Origin of the sequence: Serratia sp. PL17, from assembly GCF_017832355.1 — a bacterium.
Taxonomy (GTDB): domain Bacteria; phylum Pseudomonadota; class Gammaproteobacteria; order Enterobacterales; family Enterobacteriaceae; genus Serratia.
The window spans coordinates 1,385,315-1,410,095 of sequence record NZ_JAFIBY010000001.1 but is presented as its reverse complement, the minus strand read 5'-3'; the positions used below and the strand labels follow the sequence as shown (position 1 = coordinate 1,410,095).

The 24,781-nt window shown below is 53.8% G+C and carries 19 protein-coding genes; 11 read left to right on the top strand and 8 right to left on the bottom strand.

The window, feature by feature from the left end; translation table 11 throughout:
* Positions 1–67: 67 nt before the first annotated feature.
* Both JOE25_RS06820 and JOE25_RS06815 read right to left on the bottom strand, forming a co-directional pair.
* Positions 68–1,018 (bottom strand): 2-hydroxyacid dehydrogenase, encoded by a 951-nt coding sequence (locus JOE25_RS06820; protein ID WP_209633523.1) that lies wholly within the window; start codon positions 1,016–1,018, stop codon positions 68–70.
* Positions 1,019–1,218: 200 nt separating this feature from the next.
* Entirely contained in the window at positions 1,219–2,124 is a 906-nt protein-coding gene (locus JOE25_RS06815) for a DMT family transporter (RefSeq protein WP_209633521.1), read from the bottom strand.
* A 128-nt stretch (positions 2,125–2,252) separates the two neighbouring features.
* Between JOE25_RS06815 and JOE25_RS06810 the strand changes: the two genes are divergently transcribed.
* On the top strand, positions 2,253–2,822 hold the full coding sequence (locus JOE25_RS06810; RefSeq protein WP_209633518.1) for an XRE family transcriptional regulator: 570 nt from the start codon (positions 2,253–2,255) through the stop codon (positions 2,820–2,822).
* A gap of 133 nt (positions 2,823–2,955) precedes the next feature.
* Entirely contained in the window at positions 2,956–4,893 is a 1,938-nt protein-coding gene (locus JOE25_RS06805; protein WP_209633516.1) for a DUF3857 domain-containing protein, read from the top strand.
* Between the two features lie 67 nt (positions 4,894–4,960).
* On the opposite strand, the gene ggt is transcribed toward JOE25_RS06805, so the two are convergent.
* Positions 4,961–6,634 carry a gamma-glutamyltransferase gene (ggt, locus tag JOE25_RS06800; protein ID WP_209633514.1) on the bottom strand — a complete coding sequence of 558 codons (1,674 nt, stop codon included), beginning with the start codon at positions 6,632–6,634 and terminating at the stop codon, positions 4,961–4,963.
* A 152-nt stretch (positions 6,635–6,786) separates the two neighbouring features.
* Entirely contained in the window at positions 6,787–7,650 is an 864-nt protein-coding gene (locus tag JOE25_RS06795) for a LysR family transcriptional regulator (RefSeq protein WP_209633512.1), read from the bottom strand.
* A 148-nt stretch (positions 7,651–7,798) separates the two neighbouring features.
* On the opposite strand from JOE25_RS06795, the gene JOE25_RS06790 reads away from it, so the two are divergent.
* Entirely contained in the window at positions 7,799–8,926 is a 1,128-nt protein-coding gene (locus JOE25_RS06790; protein ID WP_209633510.1) for an agmatine deiminase family protein, read from the top strand.
* 95 nt (positions 8,927–9,021) lie between these two features.
* On the opposite strand, the gene JOE25_RS06785 is transcribed toward JOE25_RS06790, so the two are convergent.
* Positions 9,022–9,225 (bottom strand): hypothetical protein, encoded by a 204-nt coding sequence (locus JOE25_RS06785; RefSeq protein ID WP_209633508.1) that lies wholly within the window; start codon positions 9,223–9,225, stop codon positions 9,022–9,024.
* Positions 9,226–9,323: 98 nt separating this feature from the next.
* Positions 9,324–10,022: a TetR/AcrR family transcriptional regulator gene (locus JOE25_RS06780; protein ID WP_209633506.1), complete on the bottom strand. Its 699-nt coding sequence runs from the start codon at positions 10,020–10,022 to the stop codon at positions 9,324–9,326.
* 43 nt (positions 10,023–10,065) lie between these two features.
* Here JOE25_RS06780 and JOE25_RS06775 point away from each other — a divergent pair, with 43 nt between their 5' ends.
* The 5 genes from JOE25_RS06775 (at position 10,066) to JOE25_RS06755 (ending at position 18,057) form a co-directional block, all read left to right on the top strand.
* A complete protein-coding gene (locus tag JOE25_RS06775) occupies positions 10,066–11,580 on the top strand; it encodes an MDR family MFS transporter (RefSeq protein ID WP_209633504.1) in 1,515 nt (504 codons plus the stop codon).
* A 146-nt stretch (positions 11,581–11,726) separates the two neighbouring features.
* Complete coding sequence (locus JOE25_RS06770) at positions 11,727–12,881, top strand: efflux RND transporter periplasmic adaptor subunit (protein ID WP_209633502.1); 1,155 nt, start codon at positions 11,727–11,729, stop codon at positions 12,879–12,881.
* Between the two features lie 2 nt (positions 12,882–12,883).
* Positions 12,884–16,039 (top strand): efflux RND transporter permease subunit, encoded by a 3,156-nt coding sequence (locus tag JOE25_RS06765; protein WP_209633500.1) that lies wholly within the window; start codon positions 12,884–12,886, stop codon positions 16,037–16,039.
* 1 nt (position 16,040) lies between these two features.
* Positions 16,041–17,495 carry an efflux transporter outer membrane subunit gene (locus tag JOE25_RS06760; protein ID WP_314589407.1) on the top strand — a complete coding sequence of 485 codons (1,455 nt, stop codon included), beginning with the start codon at positions 16,041–16,043 and terminating at the stop codon, positions 17,493–17,495.
* Positions 17,496–17,679: 184 nt separating this feature from the next.
* The gene (locus tag JOE25_RS06755) at positions 17,680–18,057 is read left to right on the top strand and encodes a DUF1493 family protein (protein WP_209633498.1); all 378 of its coding nucleotides are present in this window, start codon (positions 17,680–17,682) and stop codon (positions 18,055–18,057) included.
* A 110-nt stretch (positions 18,058–18,167) separates the two neighbouring features.
* Here JOE25_RS06755 and JOE25_RS06750 read toward each other — a convergent pair whose 3' ends face one another.
* Positions 18,168–18,737 carry a DJ-1/PfpI family protein gene (locus JOE25_RS06750; protein WP_209633496.1) on the bottom strand — a complete coding sequence of 190 codons (570 nt, stop codon included), beginning with the start codon at positions 18,735–18,737 and terminating at the stop codon, positions 18,168–18,170.
* A 215-nt stretch (positions 18,738–18,952) separates the two neighbouring features.
* Between JOE25_RS06750 and JOE25_RS06745 the strand changes: the two genes are divergently transcribed.
* Positions 18,953–20,491: a long-chain fatty acid--CoA ligase gene (locus JOE25_RS06745; RefSeq protein ID WP_209633493.1), complete on the top strand. Its 1,539-nt coding sequence runs from the start codon at positions 18,953–18,955 to the stop codon at positions 20,489–20,491.
* Between the two features lie 55 nt (positions 20,492–20,546).
* On the opposite strand, the gene JOE25_RS06740 is transcribed toward JOE25_RS06745, so the two are convergent.
* Positions 20,547–21,821: a Glu/Leu/Phe/Val dehydrogenase gene (locus JOE25_RS06740; protein ID WP_209633491.1), complete on the bottom strand. Its 1,275-nt coding sequence runs from the start codon at positions 21,819–21,821 to the stop codon at positions 20,547–20,549.
* Between the two features lie 618 nt (positions 21,822–22,439).
* On the opposite strand from JOE25_RS06740, the gene JOE25_RS06735 reads away from it, so the two are divergent.
* The gene (locus JOE25_RS06735; protein ID WP_209633489.1) at positions 22,440–23,897 is read left to right on the top strand and encodes an amino acid permease; all 1,458 of its coding nucleotides are present in this window, start codon (positions 22,440–22,442) and stop codon (positions 23,895–23,897) included.
* A 131-nt stretch (positions 23,898–24,028) separates the two neighbouring features.
* The gene (locus JOE25_RS06730; protein ID WP_209633487.1) at positions 24,029–24,661 is read left to right on the top strand and encodes a PAS domain-containing protein; all 633 of its coding nucleotides are present in this window, start codon (positions 24,029–24,031) and stop codon (positions 24,659–24,661) included.
* The last annotated feature ends 120 nt before the right edge of the window (positions 24,662–24,781 follow it).

Below are 24,781 nucleotides of genomic sequence, written 5' to 3'. Positions count from 1 at the left end.
AGGGAGAACCTCCAGAGCGCGAGGTTCTGTTATTCGGCGGTAATAAAATCGAAAGAAAACGCGTTATTTATTCAATGGCGTGGGGCAGTGGCGCATGGTTAAAAAAGGCTTCAACGTTGGTAAACACGATGTCGCTCATTTTTTGCCGCGTTTCTTGGGTGGCGCTGGCAATATGCGGTTGCAGTACGACATTATCCATGGCGATCAGCGCGGCGGGCACCTGCGGTTCGTGGGCATAAACGTCGAGCCCGGCACCGGCAATGGCGCCGCTTTGCAGTGCCGCGATCAGATCGGTTTCATTGACGATGCTGCCGCGGGCAATGTTGATCACCAGTGCATGTGATGGCAGGGCATCGAATACCGCTTTATCCACCAGGCCTGCACTGTCCTTGCCGCCGGAAATGGCGATCACAAAGAAGTCACTTTCCCGCGCCAATGCCAGCAGATCCGCGTAATAGGTGTAGGGCAGTGAGCTGTCCTGTTGGTGACTGGCGTACTGGATGCGCATGTTGAACCCGGCGGCGCGCTGAGCGATAGCACGGCCGATATTCCCCATGCCAAAAATGCCCAGTCGTTTACCGCTCACCTGCACTGACAGGCCTGGTGCTTCGTGTAACCAGCGGCCATCGCGAACAAAGCGGTCGTTGTGACACAGCTGACGCGCGGTAGCCAGTAGCAGCCCAAGAGCCATATCGGCCACGTCCTCAGTCAGTGCGCCGGAGGTGATGGTGACCTTAATACCGTGCTGACGGGTGTAGTTCAGGTCAATGGCGTCTGTTCCTACGCCAAACACGGCAATCAGCCCCAACTGCGGTAACTGTTCGAGAACCGCCGTTGTGACGCCGATATCCCCACGGGTGACAATGGCACGCAAGGAACGCCCTTTGGCCGCCAGGAAAGCAACCGGATCCGCGTGTTCATATAAGCGGTGCACGACAAAGGTCGCCTCAAGGCGAGCAAGCAGAGTTTCCATTACTGGGGCAATTAACAGCACTTCATCGGGCGTATGGGTCGTCATGGTTTCACCTGTTCAAAAATAGCGTAACGTCGTTATTGCTATAAAAGCGGTTTTCCACAGACGGTTTTGCGACAGATATCACGCTGAAGGATGTTAAAAAAGGGTGTTACCGGTAATGTGACCAAGGGGGTAAAACCGGTAACAGCGCGCCGTAACATGCGGTTCTCCGGGGAATAACGCCTCTGTTGAGGGGTAACCCGTTAGCGATCTCCGGCCTGAGGAGCGGCTTTACTCGCCCGCAACAGCTGCCAACCAAAGTTCATGCCGGCCGCCGACAACAAGATGGCCGCAGCGCCCAGTAATTGCATCAGGCTAAGGCGATGTCCGAATACGGCCCAGTCGACCAGAATCGCCATTAATGGGTAGATGAACGATAAAGCCCCGATCAGAGTGGTGGGGATTTTCTGGATCGCACTGTACAACAGCGAAGACATCAAACCGGTATGCAGCAAGCCGAGAGTGGCCAGCAGCAACCAGGTATGGGCTGTTGGTGGCAAAGAAGCCAGACCGGCGAAGGGGGCCAGCAGCACCATGCCAACGGTGAGCTGAATGAGTACGAGCAGATGCGGCGGTACGCCTTTCAACTGCTTGACGATAGCGGCTGCTACCGCATACATAAAGGCCGCGCCCAGCGCCAGTAACACCCCGGTAAGGTAATGGGCATTGGAACTGCCTGTATCCTGTTTACCTGTAATGATCAGCAACATGCCACCAAAGGCCAGCACCAGCCAACCGAGTTTATTCGCCGTCATTTTTTCACCAAAAAACAACACGCCCAACCCGACCAACATAAAAGGCTGGACGTGATAGGTGACGGTTGCCACGGCAATTGACGCGTAGGAATAAGCGCCGAAAAGCAGCGTCCAATTCAACACCAGCGCTAGACCACCGAGTACCGCAATGGCCGCCTGACGGCGAGTTAACACGCCTTTTCTTAACTGCCCCAGCAAGGCACAAACGATCAGCATTGCCAGCGCACCAAACGCACAGCGCCAGAAAACCACCGTGGGTGCCGGCTGCCCCAGTAAAACGACCGGCCAGCCCACGGTGCCGGAAATTACCATCGCGAGGCTCATCTGCAGCACACCGCTGGTTTTTATTTTCATTCGTTTTCTCCCTGATGTGATAAGCGCTTGTCGCCGTGAATGTAAGACATTAAAATGAACAACTGAACATTATGATGAACATCCACTGAGTGTTCGTCAAGTCGAACAAATGGATGATATGGTGAACAATGAGCGATAATGCCAGCAACAGCGCCACACCCATTGGCCTGCTCTCTGCCGCAATCCGCCGAGAGCGTGAGCGGATTGGGTTAACGGTTACCGAATTGGCACGCCGGGCGGGCATTGCCAAATCAACGCTCTCGCAACTGGAAACCGGTAGCGGTAATCCCAGCCTGGAAACATTGTGGGCGTTGGCTATGGCCCTGGATGTGCCGGTAAGCCGGTTAATCTCCCAACCCCGTCAGCACGTTCAGGTGATCCGCGCCAATGAAGGGGTTACTACCGTTTCTGAACACGCCAATTATGCCGCCACGCTGTTGGCAACCTGCCCGCCGGGGGCACAAAGAGATATTTACCGCCTGCGTGTGCAGCCGGGGGAGTCGCGCATTTCACGGCCGCATATGCCGGGTACCATTGAACATGTGATTATCAGCAGTGGCAGAGCGCGAATTGGGCCGACAGAACAGCCAGTGGAGCTGGGCGCGGGGGACTACATCCGTTATTCCGCCGATCGAGAGCACATCTTTGAAGCCCTGGAAGCGGATACCACGGCGGTCATGCTGATAGAACAAGGCTAGTCGTGGGGGCATTGGCAATAACGCATCAGTGCGCTCTTGGGTTTGTTGCACCTGAATCATTGTCATAGTGTTGTGCTAGCGTTTTATGGATGCGGTGCTTTACGGCCGGTTACTCTTTGTCAAAGGAATGAAAATGAAAATAGCGATCCCTTCAATACTGCTACTCACCAGTTTGGCGGCGGTACATCCTGTCACGTTGCTGGCCGCCGATGCGGCCTTACCCGCAGGGCAAGAGGCGGCAGTCAGCAATGACTTCAGCTTTGTTCGTTACCGCGCTGACTATCAGGTTCTTGCCAATGCCCATAGCGTGAAGACCGAAAGCTATGAAGTCCTGCTCAAAACCAAGGCTGCGGTCGAGAAATTCAGCCAGATTCGATTGGGTTACAGTGAAAAAATGGAAACGCTGGAGGTGGTTTCTGCCTATACGCTGACGGCTGACGGTCAACGCCATGATGTTGCCCCCGACCGAATTTATACCCAGGAAAGCTACTCCAGCGCGTCAGCCGCCGTGTATGCCGACCGTAAAGTGAAGGTGATCGTCTTCCCCAACCTGGCACCAGGTTCTCGTATCCTCTATCAGCTGCGCCAAACCCAAAATGTGCCTTACTTCCCGGATTATTTTGGCCTGTGGGAAACCTTTAGCGTATTCGATCAATTTGATGATGCCGAGGTCAATTTGCAGGCACCGGCAGATTTGCCCATGCATATTTATACCCGGGATGTGGAAGGCAGTGATAAGCCGCAGATCCGTGATGGGCAGGCTTACTGGCGTTGGCATTACCAACGACGCGTACCGCTGAAGACGCAGAATTGGGCGGCGGACCGCTGGACTTTCAGCCCAACCATTATGGCCAGTACCTACCGCGAATGGCCACAGTTGGCAAAAGCCTATCAGTTGAAGGCCAGTGAAGCGGCCAAGGTGACTCCGGCAGTGCAGGCAATGGCAGATCACATCACAGCCGGCATTGACGATCGTCGTGAACAGGCCGCGGCGATGTATCGCTGGGTGGCACAGAATATCCGTTATGTTGCTGTGTACCTGGGTAACGGCGGGCTGGAGCCTAATTCTGCACAAAGTATTCTCGACAACCATTATGGCGATTGTAAGGATCATGTGGTGCTGTTGGAGGCGTTGTTGGCTGCCAAGGGGATAGAGAGTTCGCCCGTGTTGATTGGCATGATGAAAGGACCGATCCTGCCTGAAGTGCCGCTGCTGGGCCGCTTTAACCATGCCATCACTTACGTGCCCGAATTTGACCTGTATCTGGATTCCACTAGTCCTTGGGCTCGCTTCGGTCAACTGCCGGAGGGCGACCTGGGTGTTCCGGTGTTATTGACGCGTGACGCGACATTGGCACATACCCCGAACAATGACGCACAACGGACGGAAAGCCCACTCAACGTGGATGTGGTATTCGATAAGTCGGGCACGATGCGTGGGCAAACCGAACGAAAATTGAGTGAAGTTGATGAGATTAACCTGCGGGGTTATTTCTCGAAAATCAACCCGCATAATCGGACGCGAACCGAGGAGTCCATCATGTCTTCTTCCGGCATCGACGGACGTGGGCAGGTAGCGATGAGCGGCGATCCGCTGGATCTTAACAAGCCGTTTGGTTACAGCTTCCGTTTCAAGGCCGATGACTATGTCGATTTTGGCGTAGTGGGTGGGATGACAGTGCCCAATCCGCCGGGCGGCAAGTCTTTCCGCACACTGTATACGACCACGGCCGCGTTGACGAACGAAACGCCATTCTATTGCAATGCGCAACGCTTTGATGAAACCTATCGTCTGCAATTGCCTGCGAATGTTCCCATTATTGCTATTCCAAAGGATCAGCAATTCCGTAATACCGCGGGTAACTATCAGGTTAAATGGCGGCGAGAGGGGCAACAGGTCACCGTCAATCACACATTACAGCTGAATGCCATTCACGGTGAGGCTACCCTTTGTCAGGCGCAGGATTATCCGGCGTTCCGTGAATTATTCCAGCAGGTGCGCCGTGGTTTCCGCGGGCAGGTGGTTTACGGTGAGTTGGCGAAGGGTGCAGTGGATAAAACCGGCGGGTAATTAACCCGCAAGCTGAAACGCAATGATGGCCGACCCACGATGCGACCTGTTGGTCGGCCATGTTAGATTACTTTTCTACCACCCGTCCCATGCCGCGGCCCCGGGGATCAGAGGCCGTTTCCGGTGTGTTTCCGTTAACGCGTATTACCTGAATATCCCCCATATACCAGCCTTGATCCTCCAATTTATAGCCCATCGCGTTCAGCTGTTCGGCCACGTTGCCCGTCAGTGGGGCAAAAACGTCGTAGAAAATGGTGTCTTTCGGCAACAGTTGATGATGAACGCGCTGCGCAGCCACCGCTTTTTCTAACGGCAATTGGTAATCGTAGATATTGTTTATTACCTGGAAAATCGAGGTGAAGATGCGTGAGCCACCCGGCGTCCCAATGACCAGACTCACGTCGCCGTCACGTGTGATGATGGTTGGGCTCATGGAAGAAAGCATGCGTTTGCCTGGCTCAATGGCGTTGGCGTCACTGCCGACAACGCCGAAGGCGTTGGCCACCCCAGGCTTGGCGCTGAAATCGTCCATTTCGTCATTCAGCAGGAAGCCGGCACCTTTCACCACCACGCCGCTGCCGAAGTCCCAGTTCAGCGTGTAGGTGTTGCTGACTGCATTACCCTGAGAATCTACAATCGAAAAATGGGTGGTCTGATGGGGTTCAAGCCCAGGGCGCACCTTTTCGGTCGGGGAGATCGCGACGGGATTGATCTCCGCCGCCCGTTTTTGCAGGTAGTCCGGGGCGACCAACTTGTCGACGGGCACATGCGTGAAGTCGGGATCGCAGAGATAGTCTGCGCGATCGGCAAAGACACGCTTCTCAATTTCCGACAGCAGGTGAATGTAACGTGCGGAATTCAGCGTGACACCTTTGAAATCAGCGGCACGGTCCTCTTTTATCCCCAATAACTGTGCCAGCGCGATCCCCCCGGAACTGGGGAGCGGAGCGGTATAGATGATGTTACCACGCCAGGCGATTTGCATCGGATCACGCCATTTCACCCGGTAGTCCGTCAGGTCAGACTGTGTAATAAGGCCGCCATCACGCTGCATCTGCGCCACCAGCAGTTTGGCTGTTTCACCTTGATAGAAGTCTTCAGCCCCTTTATTGGCGATGCGCTCCAGCGTTTTGGCCAACTCAGGTTGTTTAAACACGGCACCGGGCTTCATGTTGCCAAAGTAATCACCGAAGTTGGTTTGACCGGCAAACAGCTTATTGGCGTCTTCACGGTACTGATATTGCTGATCGGCCACCTTAAACCCTTGCTGCGCGTAGCCGATAGCAGGGGTCAGTAACTCTGCCCACGGCAGTTTGCCAAAGCGTTTGTGTGCCTCCCACAGGCCTAACACCGTACCGGGCACCCCGGCTGCCTTGGTGCCCACCAGGCTAAGGTTTTCAATGACGTCACTGTTTTTATTCAGGTACATGGTCTTGGTTGCCGCTTTTGGCGCAATTTCCCGGTAATCGAGGAAATAGGGTTTACCGTCGACGTACAGCGTCATAAAGCCGCCGCCGCCAATATTACCGGCTTCAGGGTAAGTCACTGCGAGAGTAAAGGCGGTGGCTACTGCAGCATCTACGGCATTGCCACCCGCCTGCAAAATTTGTGCGGCCACTTTTGCACCGTATTGATCCGGTGCTGCCACGGCACCGGCGCTCAGATTCGCGGCCAATACCCCGGGGCTGAAGGTGGCAAGCGCCACGCTAAGTGCTAATGTTTTCAAGATGACAGAATGCATAGCGGTTCCTTTTCGAATTGAACGATGACAGGTGAATTCAATCTCAACAATCACTTAGCGCCATTGTGTTTGCGTGTTTGGGCGCTTGATTGAAAGTAGCACTGCATAAACTGGCGTGCTGTATTCACCGTCTGGAACCGTGAGCTAAAACGTTAAACTGCGGAAGGCAATTGGGTTAGCAGCCACTCACAAAAATGTTGGGTAAACGGGTTGTTTTCACTGTCGCGGTGAATAAGCCATGCCCAATTGGGGCCGCGCACCTTTTGCTCCGTCAAAGGCATCAGCAGCCCTCTGTCGTGCGCGTGCTGTGCCAGGAGTTGGCTGACCAACGCGACGCCAAGGCCGTCGCAGGCGGCATCCAGCAACAGCCCTGGGTCTGAGAAATTCAGCCCATGGCTGCTTTGCCCGATGTTGACGCCGCCCTGAATGGCCCAATGGCTCCAGTCCATTTCGCGTTCGCCGTGCAAAGTGGTGCGCTCTGCGGCTACGACGTTCAGCACGTCAGGGTGGCATGCCGGATAGAGCCGATCCTGATGCAATATTTTGAAGCTGCATTCCGCCTGGGCACTGAGATCGTCGCGGATCGCCAGATCGACGGTTTCTGTCGCCATATCCGGCGGGTCAAAGGTCGTAAATAGCCAGAGATCGATATCGGGATGCAGGCGATTGAAACTCTTCAGGTGCGGTACCAACCAGTGGCGGGCAAACGCCGGGGTTGTGTTGACGATCAGCTGATTAGGTTTACGGTACTGATCCAAACGACGGATACCGATGGCCAGTTGCTGAAGCATCACCTGCGCGGTGCTATAGAGATCGTGACCGGCGTCGGTAAGGCTGACGCTGCGGCCGCTGCGAAAGAACAGCGGTTGTTCAAGAAAGGCCTCAAGGCTGCGTATCTGTTGGCTGATAGCAGACTGGGTGAGGTGCAGTTCATCTGCGGCCTGGTGGAAGCTGCCCAGTCGGGCGGCGGCTTCAAACCCGCGTAGTGCATTCATGGGGGGCCAGTGTTTTAACATTATCGATAAGCCTATCTAATCAGGTGTCTGCTAAATGTATCGTTTGTTCAGGCCGTATTGGAAGCCTTAACATGTACTACATCGAAATCACGCCGTTTTCAACTGAACAGAATATCTTATTTTAATGACGGCAATACAGGAGCAAACCATGTCAACGCGTCGCGAATTTATTAAGCAGGCATCCCTGATTGCCGGCATGAGCCTAACGGCCTCTATGGGGCTGTCGCTACCCGCCCATGCTGCGCAGGCTATACCTGGAGAGGGCTGGCGTATGCCTGATGAAGGAGAGGTGCAGCAGCGCGCGTTTATCTCCTTCGGTGCGCAGCGGGCAATTTGGGCCGACTACACGTCGGGCGTACAGGATGCTTTAGGGCGAGTTGCCCGTGCCATCGCGCAATATCAGCCCTTAACGGTATTTTGCCGGGAGAAAGAACGGCAACTGGCAGAAGAGAAATGCGGTACCCACAATGTGACCTTCATTATCACTGAGCTTGATGATATTTGGATGCGCGACATTGGCGCCAACTTTGTGGTTAACAATCAAGGCAAGCTGGGGGCCGTGGACTTTAACTTTAACGGTTGGGGCAACAAACAGCAGCATACTTATGATTCGCGCCTGGCGGCGTTTGAAGCGAAACATTACGGCGTTGCCAATATACGGCGTAGCGGACTGGTGGGAGAAGGCGGCGGCATCGAGGTGGATGGCCATGGCACCGGGATCATGACCGAAAGCAGTTGGGTCAATGCTAACCGCAACCCTGGCTGGAGCCGTGACCGGGTTGAGCAAGAGTTAAAAGAGATGCTCGGCCTGCGCAAAATTATCTGGCTGCCGGGAATTAAAGGGAAGGATATTACGGATGCCCACGTCGATTTTTATGCCCGCTTTGCCAGCCCAGGGGTGGTGGTGGCTAATTTAGATACCGATCCTGACTCTTACGATCACAAGGTGACGCAGGCCCATTTGGCTATCCTCAAACAAGCAACCGATGCCGATGGTCGCAAGTTAAAGGTGCATACGATGTCGCCCCCGATGGATCCACGCCGCAGCCGTTTCAGCAAGGGCAATCCGGATTTTGCTGCGGGATATATCAATTATTTTGTTATCAACGGTGCGGTTATCGCCCCGGAGTTTGGCGACGCTGAGGCGGATGCCGCCGCGTTGAATTTGTTAACAGAGCTTTACCCCGATCGTGACGTGGTGCAGCTGAATATTGACGCCATTGCCGCTGGCGGTGGGGGGATTCACTGCGTGACCAACCAACTGCCGGCAGTGTAAACGGCACATCGTCAAGCAGGGTCATTTTTGGCCCTGCGGTTATTATGCCGATGGTGCGTAAACGTATTTTTCACGCCTGTTAGCCAAAGGGTAACTTATTGATAATCCTTTAGCTTCAGAACATACTTTTTCCAGAAGTGGCTTGAAAGGAATGCGTAAAGCAGGGTGACAATGATTGAAGCAAGGCAGGCTTTAGCCAGGGAAAGGGGGAAATCAAACTCGCCAATATGCGTTATCAAATAAATGGCAAAAGCGACAGCAGCGACCAGTGCCAATCTCTTACGCCTTTCCTGTGTCATCGTTAATCCCTTCAATCTTAAAGCGGTGATGTGACACTCTCTCATCTGTAGGCTTTACCGCATAATCATTAATTCCAGTTTTTCAATCGCGCTCATCTTTAGCGCTGTGGCCCCAGCCCTTGAGTCAGCAGCGTAATGGCGTGACGGGCGATAACATCGGCGTTCAACGGATTATCATCGTCATTACGGTGCCATTTTGGCGCGGTGGCTAAGGGCAACAGCGTCATGCCAAACAGGGTAATAAACATCAGCGACGGCTCCAGGCCTGCATTGAGCTTGCCCTCTGCTTGCCAGCGAATGATCGATTGCAGCGCTGTTTTGCGTTGCGTATCCCCAAATCGCTCGTTCATGCGTTGTTTCAAAATGCCGTTGTCACTCATCACTTCACGTAACCACAGTGGCGCAAACCACGGGTGATCGGTCGAGATGTCGATAAATCGCTGCGCCAGTTGGGTGAAGGCGGCCACGGGATCGTCTGTATTGGCGTCAAACACGCTGCCGGCAGCAAGCCTAACCGGCAGAAAACGTTCGTCTATCAGCACATCCAGCAACTGTTCGCGGTTGTGAAAATAGTAGTGCAGCATGGCAGGGGTTACGCCGGCCTCACGGGCAATGGCATTCAGCGACGTATCGGCAATGCCTTGACGGGCAAACATATTCAGCGCGGTGTCGAGTAAATGCTCGCGTTTTTCTGCGCCATTAGCACTGCCGCTAGGGCGACCGGGGCGCCGTGGTTTTTGAACGTTTTGTGCTGTCATCGCGGTGAGATCCATTGACCGGAGAAAAGAATAGTTCATATATTAATTACTCAATTAATTAATTACAAGCGGGCTCACTTACATGGGTACGGATAACGTAGCAGGCAACGAAGAAAACGTCAGGGTGCATGAACAGGCCCCCTCGATCCGTTTGTTGTTCTCAGCACTGCTGCTGGTCATGTTACTGGCGGCGCTCGATCAGACGATTGTGTCTACTGCGTTGCCGACCATCGTCGGCGAATTCGGTGGTCTGGAGAACCTGTCGTGGGTGGTGACCGCCTATCTGCTGGCGTCGACCATTGTGGTGCCACTGTATGGCAAGTTCGGCGATCTGTTCGGACGCAAGATCGTGTTACAGATAGCCATTGTGGTCTTCTTGCTCGGTTCCGTGCTGTGCGGGTTAGCGCAGAATATGACGGAGCTTATCCTGATGCGTGCGTTGCAAGGGCTGGGTGGGGGTGGCTTGTTGGTCGTGACCATGGCCGTGGTGGGTGATGTGATCCCACCGGCCGATCGTGGGCGCTATCAAGGGTTATTTGGTGGGGTCTTTGGTTTGGCGACGGTGGTTGGGCCGCTGATCGGTGGGGTGTTGGTGCAACATTTCTCTTGGCGTTGGATTTTCTATATCAACCTGCCACTGGGGATCTTCGCACTGTTAGTGATTGGTGCGGTGTTCCAATCCAAGGTTAACCGGGTCAAACATGAGATTGATTTCCTGGGCGCCAGTTATCTCGCGGCAGCGTTGACCTGTATCATCCTGTTTACCAGCCAGGGTGGCACGGTAATGGCCTGGTCTGACGGCCAATTGTGGTGCATTTTGGCGTTTGGTCTGGTGTCGATAGGCGGATTTATCTACGAAGAGCGGCTGGCGAGCGAGCCGATCATTCCGTTAGGGCTGTTCCGTAATCGCACCTTTGTGTTGTGTGCATTGATAGGCTTTATCGTCGGTATGTCGCTATTTGGGTCGGTGACCTTCCTGCCGTTGTATCTGCAGGTGGTGAAGGATTCCACACCGACCCAGGCGGGGATGCAATTACTGCCGCTCATGGGGGGGATTATGATCAGCTCCATCATCAGCGGACGGTTGATCAGCAAACACGGTAAATACCGCATCTTTCCGATCATCGGCACGCTGTGTGCGTTGGCGGGGATGATACTGCTGGGTACGTTGAAAAACTCGACCCCGGTGCATTTGCTGTATCTCTACATCAGCCTGTTGGGGTTAGGCTTGGGTATGGTGATGCAGGTGATGATCCTCGCAGCACAAAACAGCGTAGAGCCGAAACACATGGGGGTCGCCACGTCCAGTGCTACGCTATTCCGTTCCATCGGGGGGTCCATTGGCGTCGCCGTATTTGGCGCGATTTTTACCAACGTGCTGCACCGCCGTCTGGCCGCTTTGCTGCCTGAAGGCACTGAGTTGCCACGTTCACTGGGGGCAAGTGCCGTGCATCATCTGCCCGCGGCGCTGCAACAGGACTACCTGCAGGCATTCGGTGGTGCGATTCACTCGGTGTACCAAATTGCCGCCGTGGTGATGGCACTGGCATTTGCGTTAACCTGGTTGCTGAAAGATATCCCGCTTCGAAAGAAATAGTTCGCTTGCCAGTGCGTAGCACGTACGCACTGGCACTCTTCATGCTCTGCGATGCAATTTTACTGAATCCTTACGTAACCCTGTCAGACTAAAAACGTCGCTTTCTATATATTGAGAATAAACGTTCTCAATAGGATAGAAAGTCGATGCAAAGGAAAAAGGTTCTTCTTGTCAGCCTGTCGTTGTTACTGGCCGCTTGTGATGGCCAAAGTGGCAGCGCCCCCACAGGCGCCCGTGGCGTACAGGAGGTGGGGGTGGCGACACTGCATGGCCAATCTGTAACGCTGAGCAGCGATCTGACCGGTCGAGTGAACGCCACCATGACGTCGGACGTCCGTCCTCAGGTGGAAGGCATTATCCAGCGTCGCCTCTTTACCGAAGGCGCAGAAGTCAACGCCGGCCAGGTGCTGTATCAAATCGACCCTGCAACCTATCAGGCCAGTTATGATCAAGCGGCCGCACAGGTGAAAAGTGCTCAAGCCACGGTGAACGCCAGTCGCCTGAAAGCACAACGCTATGCTGTTTTGGTCAAAGAGAACGGTGTGTCCAAGCAAGACGCAGATGATGCAATGGCGACCTACCTGGAGGCCGTTGCCGCTGTGGCACAGTACAAGGCGACGCTGGAAACGGCCAAAATCAATCTTGCCTATACGCAGGTACGCGCGCCTATCTCCGGCCGTATTGGTATTTCGTCGGTGACACCCGGTGCGCTGGTGACTGCCAGCCAAACGGATGCGCTGGCAACCATTCGTGCGCTCGATCCTGTCTATGTCGATCTCACACAGTCCAGCACTCAACTGCTGAAATTACGCAAACAGCAGGCTTCGTTACAACGTGACGATGTCACGCCGGTAACCCTCAATCTCGAAGACGGTACGCCTTATTCTCATGCAGGCAAGCTCGAACTGACAGAAGTGTCGGTAGATGAGTCTACGGGCTCTGTCACGCTGCGTGCCGTGTTCCCCAATCCAGAACACGAATTATTACCCGGCATGTATGTTCACGCCAAAGTCGATAACGGTGTTGATCCCAAGGGGATCCTGGCGCCACAGCAGGGTATAACCCGCAACGCTAAGGGTGAGGCGACTGCGCTGGTGGTTAACGCCCAAAACAAGGTTGAGCAGCGCACCGTCACCACCGAGCGCGTTATTGGCAGCAGTTGGCTGGTCAGCCAGGGGCTTAATGAAGGGGACCGGTTAATCGTCGAGGGCACGAACAAGGTGGCTGTCGGTACGGAGGTCAAGGCGGTTGAGGTGCAAAAACCGGCGAGTACCGCTGTGGCTAACGGCGGGGATCAATAACCATGGCCCAATTCTTTATTCGCAGGCCCGTGTTTGCCTGGGTGATTGCGATCATCATCATGTTGTGCGGACTGATGTCGATCAACTCGCTGCCCATTTCGCAATACCCTGACGTGTCACCACCGCAGATTTCCATTTCCGCTACGTATCCGGGCGCAGATGCGGAAACCCTGGAAAACAGCGTTACCCAGGTGATTGAACAGCAGCTAACTGGCCTGGATGGGCTGCTGTATTTTTCGGCGACCAGCAGTTCCGACGGTTCAGTGAGCATTAACGTCACCTTCGATCAAGGCACTGACCCCGATATCGCTCAGGTTCAGGTGCAGAACAAGGTACAACAGGCGGAAAGTCGCTTGCCGACCGAGGTCACCGCCCAAGGTGTGACGGTGAAGAAATCCCAGAGCAGCTTTTTGCTGATCGTCGGCCTGTATGACGAGACGGACAAGGCCAGCATGGCGGATATTTCTGACTACCTGGTGAGTAACATTCAGGATCCCTTGTCACGTATCGACGGCGTCGGCGACGTGCAGGTGTTCGGTTCAGAATACGCGATGCGCATTTGGCTAAACCCCACCAAGCTGGCGTCCTATTCACTGATGCCATCCGATGTAGAAACGGCTATTGAAGCGCAAAACACCCAGGTTTCCGCCGGTAAGATCGGCGATTTACCCTCGGGTGCCGATCAGCAACTGACCGCCACCGTGAAGGCGCAATCACGCCTGCAAACGCCGGAGCAGTTCCGCAATATCATCTTGAAAAGTGACAGCAGCGGGGCGTTGGTGCGTCTGGGCGACGTAGCGCGGGTTGAGCTGGGTAACGAGGATTACTCTTCCAGCGCTCGGTTGAATGGCCACCCGGCATCCGGCATTGCGGTTAAATTGGCTGCCGGGGCCAACGCGCTTAACACCGCCAAATTGGTGAAGGCAAAGGTGGCGGAATACCAAACGTCCATGCCGAATGGCTACAAGGTCGCCTATCCGAAAGACAGCACCGACTTTATCAACATTTCGATCGAAGAAGTGGTGAAAACGCTGTTCGAGGCGGTGGTGCTGGTCGTGATCGTGATGTTTGTATTCTTGCAGAATTTACGCACTACGCTGATCCCCACCATTACCGTGCCGGTGGTATTGCTGGGGACCTTTGGTGTGCTCGCCGCTTTCGGGTATTCGATCAACACGCTGACGCTGTTTGGCATGGTGTTGGCGATCGGCCTGTTGGTCGATGACGCCATCGTGGTGGTAGAGAACGTCGAACGTGTGATGCGGGAAGAAAAACTGCCGCCGCGTGAGGCGACGGAAAAATCGATGTCGGAAATCACTGGCGCACTGGTGGGTATTGCCATGGTGCTGTCAGCGGTATTCCTGCCGATGGCGTTCTTTGGTGGTTCGACCGGGGTGATCTATCGCCAGTTCTCCGTCACCATTGTGGCTTCTATGGTGCTATCGGTGATCCTGGCATTGACGCTGGCACCGGCCCTCTGTGCAACCTTGCTGAAACCCACCCATGAGGATTTGACCAACAAAGGCCTGCTTGGCAAGTTCAACCGCGGCTATAACCGTCTGCAAGCGAAGTACGCCGACAAGGTGGGCCGGGTGATCCACAGCCCAATGCGGTATCTGCTGCTGTACGGCCTGCTGTTGATTGCCGCCGCAGTGATGTATATGCGATTGCCGACCGGCTTTTTGCCCAACGAAGATCAGGGCGTGGTGATGGTGCAGTATACCTTGCCGGCTGGGGCAACCAATGCCCGTACATCCGCGGTCAGCGACGTGGTGAAGGATTATTTCCTGAACGATGAGAAGGCCAATGTCAGCACTATTTTCACCATTAATGGTTTTGGGTTCAGCGGCAGCGGGCAAAATGCCGGTATGGCTTTTGTCAGCCTGAAAGACTGGAGCCAACGCACCGGCGCTGCGAATACCGCCGACGCGATAGCCAAACGTGCAATGGCGCACTTCGCCACGATTCGCGACGCTCAGGTCTTCTCAATGAGTCCACCGGCAATTGACGGCTTTGGGCAGTCTGACGGCTTTACCTTCGAGTTGCAGGCCAAAGGGGCAACTACCCGCGCAGAATTGCAGGGAATGCGCGATCAGATCATCGCCGCCGCGGGGAAAAACCCAAACCTGAGCGCCGTGCGTGCCAATACGTTGCCGGATACGCCGCAACTGCAGGTGGAGATCGACAATGACAAATTGCAGGCGTTGGGCCTTAGCGCCAGCGACGTGAGCAGTACCCTGACCAGCGCGTTCGGCAGCACCTACGTCAACGACTTTATCGATCGCAACCGGGTGAAAAAAGTCTATATGCAAGGGGATGTGGAATACCGCGCCAAACCGGAAGACCTCGATAAATGGTTTGTGCACGGGACATCCAGTACAAGTACCACCAGCATGACACCGTTTTCGGCCTTTGCCGCCTCCCACTGGATCTACGGACCGGAAAACTTATCACGCTACAACGGCCTGTCGTCCTTTGAAATTACCGGTGAGGGCGCACCGGGCGTCAGTTCTGGCACTGCGATGGATGAAATGGAAGCGCTGGCCGCGAAATTCTCCTCCGCCAGCAGTTTCTCGTGGAGCGGCCTTTCTTACCAGGAACGCCTGACCAGTGGGCAAGCGGCATCGCTGTATGCCATCTCGCTGGTTGTTGTGTTTCTGTGCCTCGCTGCGCTGTATGAGAGTTGGTCCATTCCGTTTGCTGTGATGATGGTGGTACCGATGGGCGTGGTTGGCTCGCTGTTGGCGATCACGCTGCGCGGTCTGGAAAATGACATTTACTTCCAGGTGGCGCTGTTGACCATTATCGGTTTGTCGGCCAAGAACGCGATTCTGATCGTTGAATTTGCCGAAGAGAAATACCAACGGGGTGAAACCTTAATCGCCGCAGCGATAGAAGCCTCCCGCATGCGTTTGCGCCCCATCCTGATGACCTCCCTGGCGTTTACTGCCGGTGTCTTGCCGTTGGCGGTTTCCAGCGGTGCAGGGGCCAACAGCCGGATCGCCATTGGCACGGGGATCATTGGCGGCACCCTCACGGCGACGTTGCTGGCTATCTTCTTCGTTCCTTTGTTCTACGTATTGGTGCGACGGATGTTTTCACGCAAAACGACCCACGCCACACCAGTAAAAAATAGTGCGCCACAGGCAGGAGAATAATGTGCTGCAACGTTTAATCATTCTGACACTTCCGCTGTTCCTGGCGGGGTGTCTCTCGCTGGATCCTGACTACCAGCGCCCGCAAGCGCCGGTCCCGGCCAATTTACCGCAGGGGGCGGCTTATACAGCGCCTTCCGGTAAATTGTCATTGAGCTACCCGGATATCCCTTGGCGTGACTATGTGGTCGATGCCAAGTTACGGCAGGTGGTGGCGATGGGGCTGAGCAGCAGCCGCGACCTGCGTGAAGCCATTGCCAATATCGAATCGGCGCGGGCGCTGTACGGCGAACAACGTTCCGATTTGTTCCCAACCGTTAATGCCGGTGTGGACGGCAGCCGGGGTCGTGCGCTGACCGGCAACGGTAATGCGACAGCGATAAGCCAGAGCTATGAAGCGACGGCAGGCACCAGTGCATTTGAACTGGATTTATTCGGCAAAAATCGCAGCCTGTCACGTTCCACCTTTGAAACCTATCTGGCGGAGTCAGAAGCCGCGAAAAGTACCCGGCTGACGTTGATCGCCGATATTGTCACTGACTGGGTGAATGTTGCGGCAGCGCGCAGTAACCTCACCGTCGCTAAGAGCACCATGGAAAGCGCCAGCGCATCCTTGGCGGTGACGCGCAAAAACCAACAAAACGGCATTCTGTCGATGGTCGACGTCGCTTCGGCGGACACGGTGTATCAGCAGGCACGATCGGACGTGGCCAGTTACACCACCAGTGCCGCCCAGGCAAAAAATGCCCTGGACCTGGTCGTGGGGCAAAGCGTGCCAGAAAACCTGCTGCCAACGGGGATCGAAGCACTGTCAAACATCATGAAAGAGGTACCGGCCAGTGTGTCATCGCAGGTGTTGCTGAACCGGCCTGACGTATTGGAGGCCGAGCATAATCTGAAGGCTGCCAATGCCAATATCGGCTCTGCCCGCGCGGCGTTCTTCCCGTCGATCAGCCTGACCGCCAGCGGTGGCGTGGGTAGCGGGGAGTTGTCATCACTGTTTAGCAAGGGCGTCGGCGTTTGGTCCTTTGCGCCGAGCATCAGTTTGCCGATCTTCACCGGGGGCTATAACACGGCGCAGTTGAACTACACCAAAGCGCAGAAAGATCTGTATGTCGCTACCTATGAAAAAGCGGTACAGACGGCCTTCCAGGAAACGGCCGATGCGTTAGCACGTAAAGGGACTATTCAGGAACAGTTGGCGGCGCAAACGGGCTATGTGGCGGCGTCGCAAGAGTATTACCGCCTTGCGGAGCTGCGTTATCGACATGGTGTGGATACGTATCTCACGATGCTGGATGCGCAACGGACATTGTATACCGCCCGTCAGTCGTTGATTACAGCACGGCAAACCGAGTACCAGAACCTGATTACGCTGTATAAGGTGTTGGGGGGCGGTATTACGGCAGAGAAACACAGTGACGCTGTCATTGCCAATAATGCCTCGCTAACCCAATAAACTTTGTCGACAGCAGTAACGCTATTACGCAGGGTGGAGTGACGCCGCTCTGCGTATTTTTATACCCATTCTGTGGTGAAAGTGTAAAGAAAAGGAAAATAACCTCGTTGTAAAGAACTCGTCACAATCAACAGAGTCTGAATGGTATTGCATCATTCGCGCAGCCAAATACATTGAGGTTGAAATGGAAAGTGATATTCAGCAACAGGTGATCTCGGTAATTGAGCGGTATAATCCATCCGGCCTCCTTAAAAGGGGGGTAGCCATTACTCTGAATACGGAAATAAACAAAGAGCTAAACCTGTCGTTACCGGTATCGGAGACCTTGATGCGCGGCTACTTCGACGCTTTTCTCATCGACAGCAGCAATTACAGCCATGAGTTATATTTCAGGCCGGCATCAAAATCAGCCCTGTTATTTTCTTCATCAACGCGTCGCAGTCATCACTGGGATCTTGAAATAGAACGGATCCGGCCGCTGTATGTTTATATGCTGGTGCGATCGGCCCGGGCCAAGCGTTGGTTGTATGACATCCATTTTCTGATTGAGCAATTAAAGTAACGTGGCGACATTCAGGATAAAATAGTGTGCTCTTGGAGAAATTCATTGTGGGGCATTTATCGCATAAAATAAAAAAGCCCGAGTATTAATACCGGGCCTTTCTTGTGGTGCTATTCAGCCAGCAATTCCGCGAATTTTGCCAACCATTGCGGATGTGCAGGCCATGCCGGGGCAGTGACCAGATTACCGTCGACGTGGGCTTGATCGATTCCGATATCCGCATAGTGACCGCCGGCCAACTGCACTTCTGGGGCGCAGGCCGGGTAGGCACTACAGGTTCTCCCTTTTAAAACGCCGGCAGCGGCCAGCAGCTGTGGGCCGTGGCAAACGGCGGCGATCGGTTTACGTGCCGCATCAAAGGCCTGTACCAGTTTGATAACCTGCGGATTCAAGCGCAGATACTCAGGGGCTCTGCCGCCGGGGATCAACAAGGCGTCATAGTTTTCTTCTTTCGCGGTTGAAAAGTCTGCATTCAAAGTAAAGCGATGGCCGGGTTTTTCACTGTAGGTTTGCGCACCGTCAAAATCATGGATCGCCGTCATGATGTAGTCGCCTTTAACTTTGTCGGGGCAAACCGCATCAACCTGGTGACCAATCATCTGTAATGCCTGAAACGGCACCATAGTTTCATAATCTTCGGCATAGTCGCCGACCAGCATCAGGATCTTTTTCTTACTCATGGGGGCAGTCCTCTGGGAGGGGAAGAATGCCTAACATATAGACTATTGGGCAGGGGAACGCGAACCTGTACAGAGGTATGACCTTGTCTATACTTTTGGTGCCGTGGCTTTTTCCGCCGTAGGCTGTTCAGGGAGAGCAACCTCAGCGAGGTGGCGCAGTATCTCATCCATTGGCTTGCCGGGCGATCCCCGGTCTCTGCTTGCGAGTACATCACATGCTAAATCTGGCCACATTGCTTGAAGAGAGTGCGCGTTCATTTCCGGATCGTTTGGCACTGATACAAGACCCATTCCAACTCACCTATGCCGAGCTTAATCATCGGGCTAATCAGGTTGCCAATCTGCTGGTCACCCTGCGTGTGCAACCCGGAGAAAGGGTGGCGCTGGCCTGTCCAAACATATGGGAGTTCCCGGCCATATATTATGGCGTGCTCAAAGTCGGTGCGGTGATCGTGCCCTTGAACACGTTGTTGAAAGCCGGCGAATTTGAGTATTACCTGCAAGACTCGCAGGCGGTGGCCTTCTTTTGTTTCGAAGGGAACGAGGGATTGGCGTTGGGGGCAGAAGCACGGCGCGCATTCGAAACCGCAGAAAACTGCCGTGAGTTTATTATTATCGGCGATAGCCTACCGCTTGCAGGTGAGCGTTTCAGCCAAGCGACTGGCACACAGCCCACCCAGTATGACAGTGCCACCACGGTGGAATCGGACACCGCGGTAATTCTCTATACCAGTGGCACCACGGGCCGCGCTAAAGGGGCAGAACTGACACACGCCAATCTGGTGTTAAACGCACTGGGATCGGTACAACTGTTCAATAGTTCCGTGGAGCGACCCGATCGCCATTTGGTGACGTTGCCGCTGTTCCATACTTTTGGCTCTACGGTGCAGATGAATGCCGGTTTTGCCTTGGCCGCAACGCTGGTGTTAGTGCCGCGTTTTGATGCAAAGCAGGCTATCGGACTGATGCAACAACATGCCATCACCTTTTTTGCCGGCGTCCCCACAATGTACTGGGCATTATTGAACGCGTTGGACGATACGGCGGACCTCCCACGGTTACGTAAAAATTTGCGCATGGCGGTGTCCGGCGGGGCCAGTTTGCCCGTCCAAATCATTGAGGATTTCGCCCGGCGTTTTGGCGTCAATATTCTGGAAGGATATGGGCTATCGGAAACCAGCCCGGTTGCCACTTTTAACCATCCGGGCCGGGTCAACAAAGTGGGATCTATTGGCCAGCCTATCTGGGGGATAGAAGTGCGGCTGGTTGATGTCACCGGTAAAGCGATAGAAGGCATAGATCAGGTGGGTGAAATTGCGGTGCGTGGTCACAACGTGATGAAGGGCTACCTTAACCGCCCAGAAGCGACGGCAGAGGTGTTGGAAAACGGATGGTTTAGAACCGGTGATTTGGCACGGCGTGACGCCGATGGCTTTTATTTCGTTGTCGACAGGTCAAAAGATGTGATTATTCGCGGCGGCTTCAATGTCTACCCACGAGAAGTTGAAGAACTGATGATTCGCCATCCGGCAGTGTCATTTGTGGCAGTCATTGGCGTGCCGCATCCCTCCCTTGGCGAAGAGATTAAAGCCGTAGTGGTGATGAAGGATGTGGACGAGCCGGTGAGTGAAGACGCGCTGATCGCATGGACCAAAGAACGGTTGGCGGCGTTTAAATACCCGCGCATTGTCGAGTTTGTTGAACGGTTGCCGATGACCAGTACCGGGAAAGTGCTAAAACGACTGCTGCGTTGAAGGGAGGCTCATGAAAGAATCCCGGCCTGCAAAGCAAGCCGGGATGAATAATGCATTAACCTGGGTAAATGCCACGCTCTTTACGGGCGGTCAGGATGCGCTCACAAGCGACGATATAAGCCGCGGTGCGCAGGCTGCACTCTTTCTCTTCTGACTTGTTCCAAACGTGGACCATAGCGTCGGTCATGATTTTGTCCATACGCTCGTTGATCTCGCTCTCGCTCCAGAAGTAGCTGGCCATGTCCTGTACCCACTCGAAGTAACTCACGGTTACGCCGCCGGCATTACAAATAACGTCAGGTACAACGGTAATGTTGCGTGAACGCAGAACGTCGTCCGCATCTGGGTAGGTTGGGCCGTTAGCACCTTCCAGAACCAGCTTGGCAGTGAGAATTTCTGCACGTTGACGGGTAATCTGGCCTTCCAGCGCCGCGGGGATCAGAATGTCCATATCAACAGACCAGAATGCTTCGCTTTCGATCTCGCTCGCGCCAGGGAAACCGGCGATCTGCTTGTTCTTGGCTTGCCATTCGGTCAATGCAGCCAGATCGATGCCGTTAGCGTTGAACAGCGTTGCCGAGTGGTCCTGAATAACCACCACACGCGCGCCGATACCAACAAACAGGCGGGCTGCTTCGCTACCTACGTTACCAAAGCCTTGAACCGCAACTTTGGCACCTTCGATTTGCACGCCCAAACGCTTGGCCACTTCACAACCTGTCACGAACACACCGCGACCCGTCGCTTTTTCACGCCCCAGAGACCCGCCCAGATGGATAGGTTTTCCGGTGACTACGCCGGTGATAGTGGTGCCGTGGTTCATGGAGTAGGTATCCATCATCCAGGCCATCACTTTAGAGTTGGTACCCACGTCTGGTGCAGGGATATCTTTCTGTGGACCGATGATAAAGCCGATTTCGCTGGTGTAGCGGCGGGTCAATCTTTCCAGCTCGCCTTCAGACAGTTTGAAAGGATCGACGCGGATCCCCCCCTTGGCACCACCGTATGGCAGGTTGACCGCCGCACATTTGATGGTCATCCAGGCTGACAGCGCCATAACTTCATCGAGGTCAACGTCTGGATGGTAGCGGATCCCGCCTTTACCCGGGCCGCGCGACAGGTTGTGCTGAACGCGGAAACCTTCGAAGTGGCGGATTGAACCGTCGTCCATCTGCAGAGGGATGTCGACAATCAGCGCACGCTTAGGGTGACGCAGGGTATCGACCCAACGCGACAGATCACCGAGGTAAGGCGCAACGCGGTCGATTTGTTGCAGATAGGTGGCCCAGGCCGTTGTGCTGCTTTCTGAAGCGTAGGATAGCTTTTCCATAACCAACCTTTTTTATATAGAGGTATTTATTTTGTTTAACCGTGGATTACTAAGTGCATAACACTTTTGCGACGCTAAATTTACCATTAAAAATGCCGCTTGTTAGCCCCCATCATCGGGCTGGAAGCCGGTTGCCAGCGGGTTTTGAGCCGTAAAAATGAATAGTTAATTACTTTTTCAGAAGCGGTTAGCTGACTACGCATGCTTTATGCATAAAAAATGCATAAAACCCGTTTTTATCTATTTTTCAGAACCTTGAATGTGATCAAAAAGTTTCATTTTATTTAAGTGTCGTGTTGACAATGCCGTTTCCTGACGCCAGAGTTAAATTCATGTTAAATCGGCGCTTGCAGCGTTTTTTTTCTGAACGAGAATATTTATAACAATCTGATAGTAAAGCAATTACCCGCCACGCTCATGCCTCGCATGCTAAATGTGGGCGACAGCGCAGTTCCAATAGCCGTTTTCAGATGTGCACAGATATTTACTTCCCTTTAACAAAAGGGCGGGCTTCGTTTTGCCTGAATTTCTTTTTTGCCGGTAAAACGCCCGGTGCGTTTCACTCCTGATGCAGCGGTACAAGCTGCTTAATCGCCTTAATGACGGACAGGTAACACCATGACAAAAAGTAAGCAACATCGGTTGAATGCCATTTCAACCGAGGGGACAGACTGCGCCCAAACTTTGCACCGCGGTTTAAGCGAACGCCATATTCAACTTATTTCCATTGGCGGCGCTATTGGCACCGGTTTGTTTATGGGGTCAGGCAAAACTATTGCGCTCTCTGGGACGTCTATCGTTTTGACTTATGTCATCGTCGGCTTCTTCATGTTTATGGTCATGCGGGCAATGGGTGAAGTGTTGCTGACCAAGCTCGACTATCGTTCGTTTGCTGATTTTGTTTCCGAATACCTGGGGCCCAAAGCCAGTTTCTTTCTCGGTTGGTCCTATTGGTTGAGTTGGGTGGTGACGTGCATTGCCGACGTGGTGGTATGCGGTGGCTACGTGCAGTATTGGTATCCGGAGGTCTCTCCCTGGTTGCCTGCCTTACTGACGCTGGGGCTGTTGTGCCTGTTTAATATGTTGTCAGTGAAGATGTTTGGTGAAGCAGAGTTCTGGTTTGCCATTATCAAAGTGATCGCCATTATTGCGTTGATCGTTACCGGAGCCTGGATGGTCTTCATTGGCTGGACTTCGCCGGACGGCGTTAAAGCGTCGGTGAATAACATCACGGATCCCGCTATTTTTATGCCTCACGGTATTTTCGGCTTCTTTGCCGGCTTCCAGATTGCCATTTTCTCCTGCACCGGCATCGAATTGCTGGGCACCATGTCGGCAGAGACTAAAAACCCGCAAAAGGTGCTGCCTAAGGCGATCAATGTTATCCCGGTGCGCATCATCATCTTCTATGTGTTTTCCATGTTGGCGATCATCGCTGTGACCTCATGGGACCATATTTCGCCGGACACCAGCCCGTTCGTTATGCTGTTCGATCAGGCAGGTTTACCTGCCGCCGCTGCGGTGATTAACTTTGTGGCCCTGACATCGGCCATGTCTTCGGCTAACAGCGGTGTGTATTCCAGTACGCGTATGCTGTACGGCCTGTCGATGGAAAAGCATGCACACGGTCAGTTCAAAATACTTTCGCGCAATACCGCCATTCCGATCCGCAGTCTGATGTTCTCGTGTTTTTGCATGGTAGTGGGGACAATGCTGCTCATTTTGATGCCAAATGTGATGACGCTTTTTACCGTTGTCTCTACCGTGGCGGCGATACTGGTGGTGTATAGCTGGGGCATGATCCTGGTGGCCTATCTAGTTTACCGCAAAAAGCGACCTGAGCTGCACGCTCGTTCTAGCTTTAAGATGCCTGGCGGGGTGATCATGACGTGGCTGACGCTGGCGTTTTTTGCTTTCACGCTGGTACTGATGATATTTGACCGTGACACCTTGATTGCTCTTTGCAGTATGCCGCTGTGGTTTATCACTCTGGCGCTCGTCTGGCGTTTCAGAATCAAAAACAGCGTGGCTCGGGAAGGTTACGTGTTTTATCAACGCAGCAGAGAGGCAGAGTAAACCTGGCCAGAGGGTTGAATGCCGTTCTCTTGCTCGGCATTCAATGGCAACTAAGGTATGCTAAGCGGCTGACCGGATGATAGAAATTGACCACTGTCATCATGGCATAATCGCTACGGAGAAAGAGCAACGTGTTGAAATCCACGTCCCAACTTGAATTATTGCAGTCAGTCGCTGACGGCATCGCTGCACTGTTTTTTCCTAACGTGGAAGTGGTGATACACGATGTCTCAACCAACAAAATTGCCTACCTTGCCAATAATCTGTCAAAACGCAAACCAGGCGATGACGCCGGTCTGGAAGATTTTGAACTCGACAGTGATGGTCAGGTCACAGGCCCATACGAAAAGCTCAATTGGGATGGCAAGAAAATGCGCTCGGTGAGTATTGCCGCCCGGGATGAGCACGGATCCCCCCGTTATCTCTTGTGCATCAATCTGAGCACCGCCATGTTTGAAGACGCCAGGAATGCACTGGATATGTTTTTGTCGGTCACGCGCTTGCAGCCGCAGCCGCAACAGTTGTTCAAAGATGACTGGCAGGAGAAGATCAATACCTTCCTGCACGAGTGGATTCGTCAACAAAACACATCGCTGGGGTCTTTAACCCGCGAGCAGAAAAAGCAGCTGGTGATCGATTTATATAAAGAAGGCGCCTTTAAAGCCAAAAGTGCCGCCGATTATATCGCCAACGTGTTATCCCTCGGCCGTGCGACAGTATACAAATACCTGAAAGAGCTAAAAAAAGGCGATGGCGCCGCCTAATATTTAGGGGGGATTGCGCCTGAACCAGCGTCTTTACCCCTGTCCTCAGCGCCAGAATAACTGCGTGTGTATTTTTTTCTCCGGCCGTAGCGGCTGTTTGAATTCCTGAATAACTCTGAT

Coding starts and splice junctions, on each gene's coding strand:
- JOE25_RS06745 (WP_209633493.1), top strand. CDS start 18,953: ATGCTAAATCTGGCCACATTGCTTGAAGAGAGTGCGCGTTCATTTCCG.
- JOE25_RS06815 (WP_209633521.1), bottom strand. CDS start 2,124: ATGAAAATAAAAACCAGCGGTGTGCTGCAGATGAGCCTCGCGATGGTA.
- JOE25_RS06785 (WP_209633508.1), bottom strand. CDS start 9,225: ATGACACAGGAAAGGCGTAAGAGATTGGCACTGGTCGCTGCTGTCGCT.
- JOE25_RS06775 (WP_209633504.1), top strand. CDS start 10,066: ATGGGTACGGATAACGTAGCAGGCAACGAAGAAAACGTCAGGGTGCAT.
- JOE25_RS06790 (WP_209633510.1), top strand. CDS start 7,799: ATGTCAACGCGTCGCGAATTTATTAAGCAGGCATCCCTGATTGCCGGC.
- JOE25_RS06755 (WP_209633498.1), top strand. CDS start 17,680: ATGGAAAGTGATATTCAGCAACAGGTGATCTCGGTAATTGAGCGGTAT.
- JOE25_RS06805 (WP_209633516.1), top strand. CDS start 2,956: ATGAAAATAGCGATCCCTTCAATACTGCTACTCACCAGTTTGGCGGCG.
- JOE25_RS06765 (WP_209633500.1), top strand. CDS start 12,884: ATGGCCCAATTCTTTATTCGCAGGCCCGTGTTTGCCTGGGTGATTGCG.
- JOE25_RS06735 (WP_209633489.1), top strand. CDS start 22,440: ATGACAAAAAGTAAGCAACATCGGTTGAATGCCATTTCAACCGAGGGG.
- JOE25_RS06795 (WP_209633512.1), bottom strand. CDS start 7,650: ATGTTAAAACACTGGCCCCCCATGAATGCACTACGCGGGTTTGAAGCC.
- JOE25_RS06780 (WP_209633506.1), bottom strand. CDS start 10,022: ATGAACTATTCTTTTCTCCGGTCAATGGATCTCACCGCGATGACAGCA.
- JOE25_RS06740 (WP_209633491.1), bottom strand. CDS start 21,821: ATGGAAAAGCTATCCTACGCTTCAGAAAGCAGCACAACGGCCTGGGCC.
- JOE25_RS06750 (WP_209633496.1), bottom strand. CDS start 18,737: ATGAGTAAGAAAAAGATCCTGATGCTGGTCGGCGACTATGCCGAAGAT.
- JOE25_RS06770 (WP_209633502.1), top strand. CDS start 11,727: ATGCAAAGGAAAAAGGTTCTTCTTGTCAGCCTGTCGTTGTTACTGGCC.
- JOE25_RS06810 (WP_209633518.1), top strand. CDS start 2,253: ATGAGCGATAATGCCAGCAACAGCGCCACACCCATTGGCCTGCTCTCT.
- ggt (WP_209633514.1), bottom strand. CDS start 6,634: ATGCATTCTGTCATCTTGAAAACATTAGCACTTAGCGTGGCGCTTGCC.
- JOE25_RS06820 (WP_209633523.1), bottom strand. CDS start 1,018: ATGACGACCCATACGCCCGATGAAGTGCTGTTAATTGCCCCAGTAATG.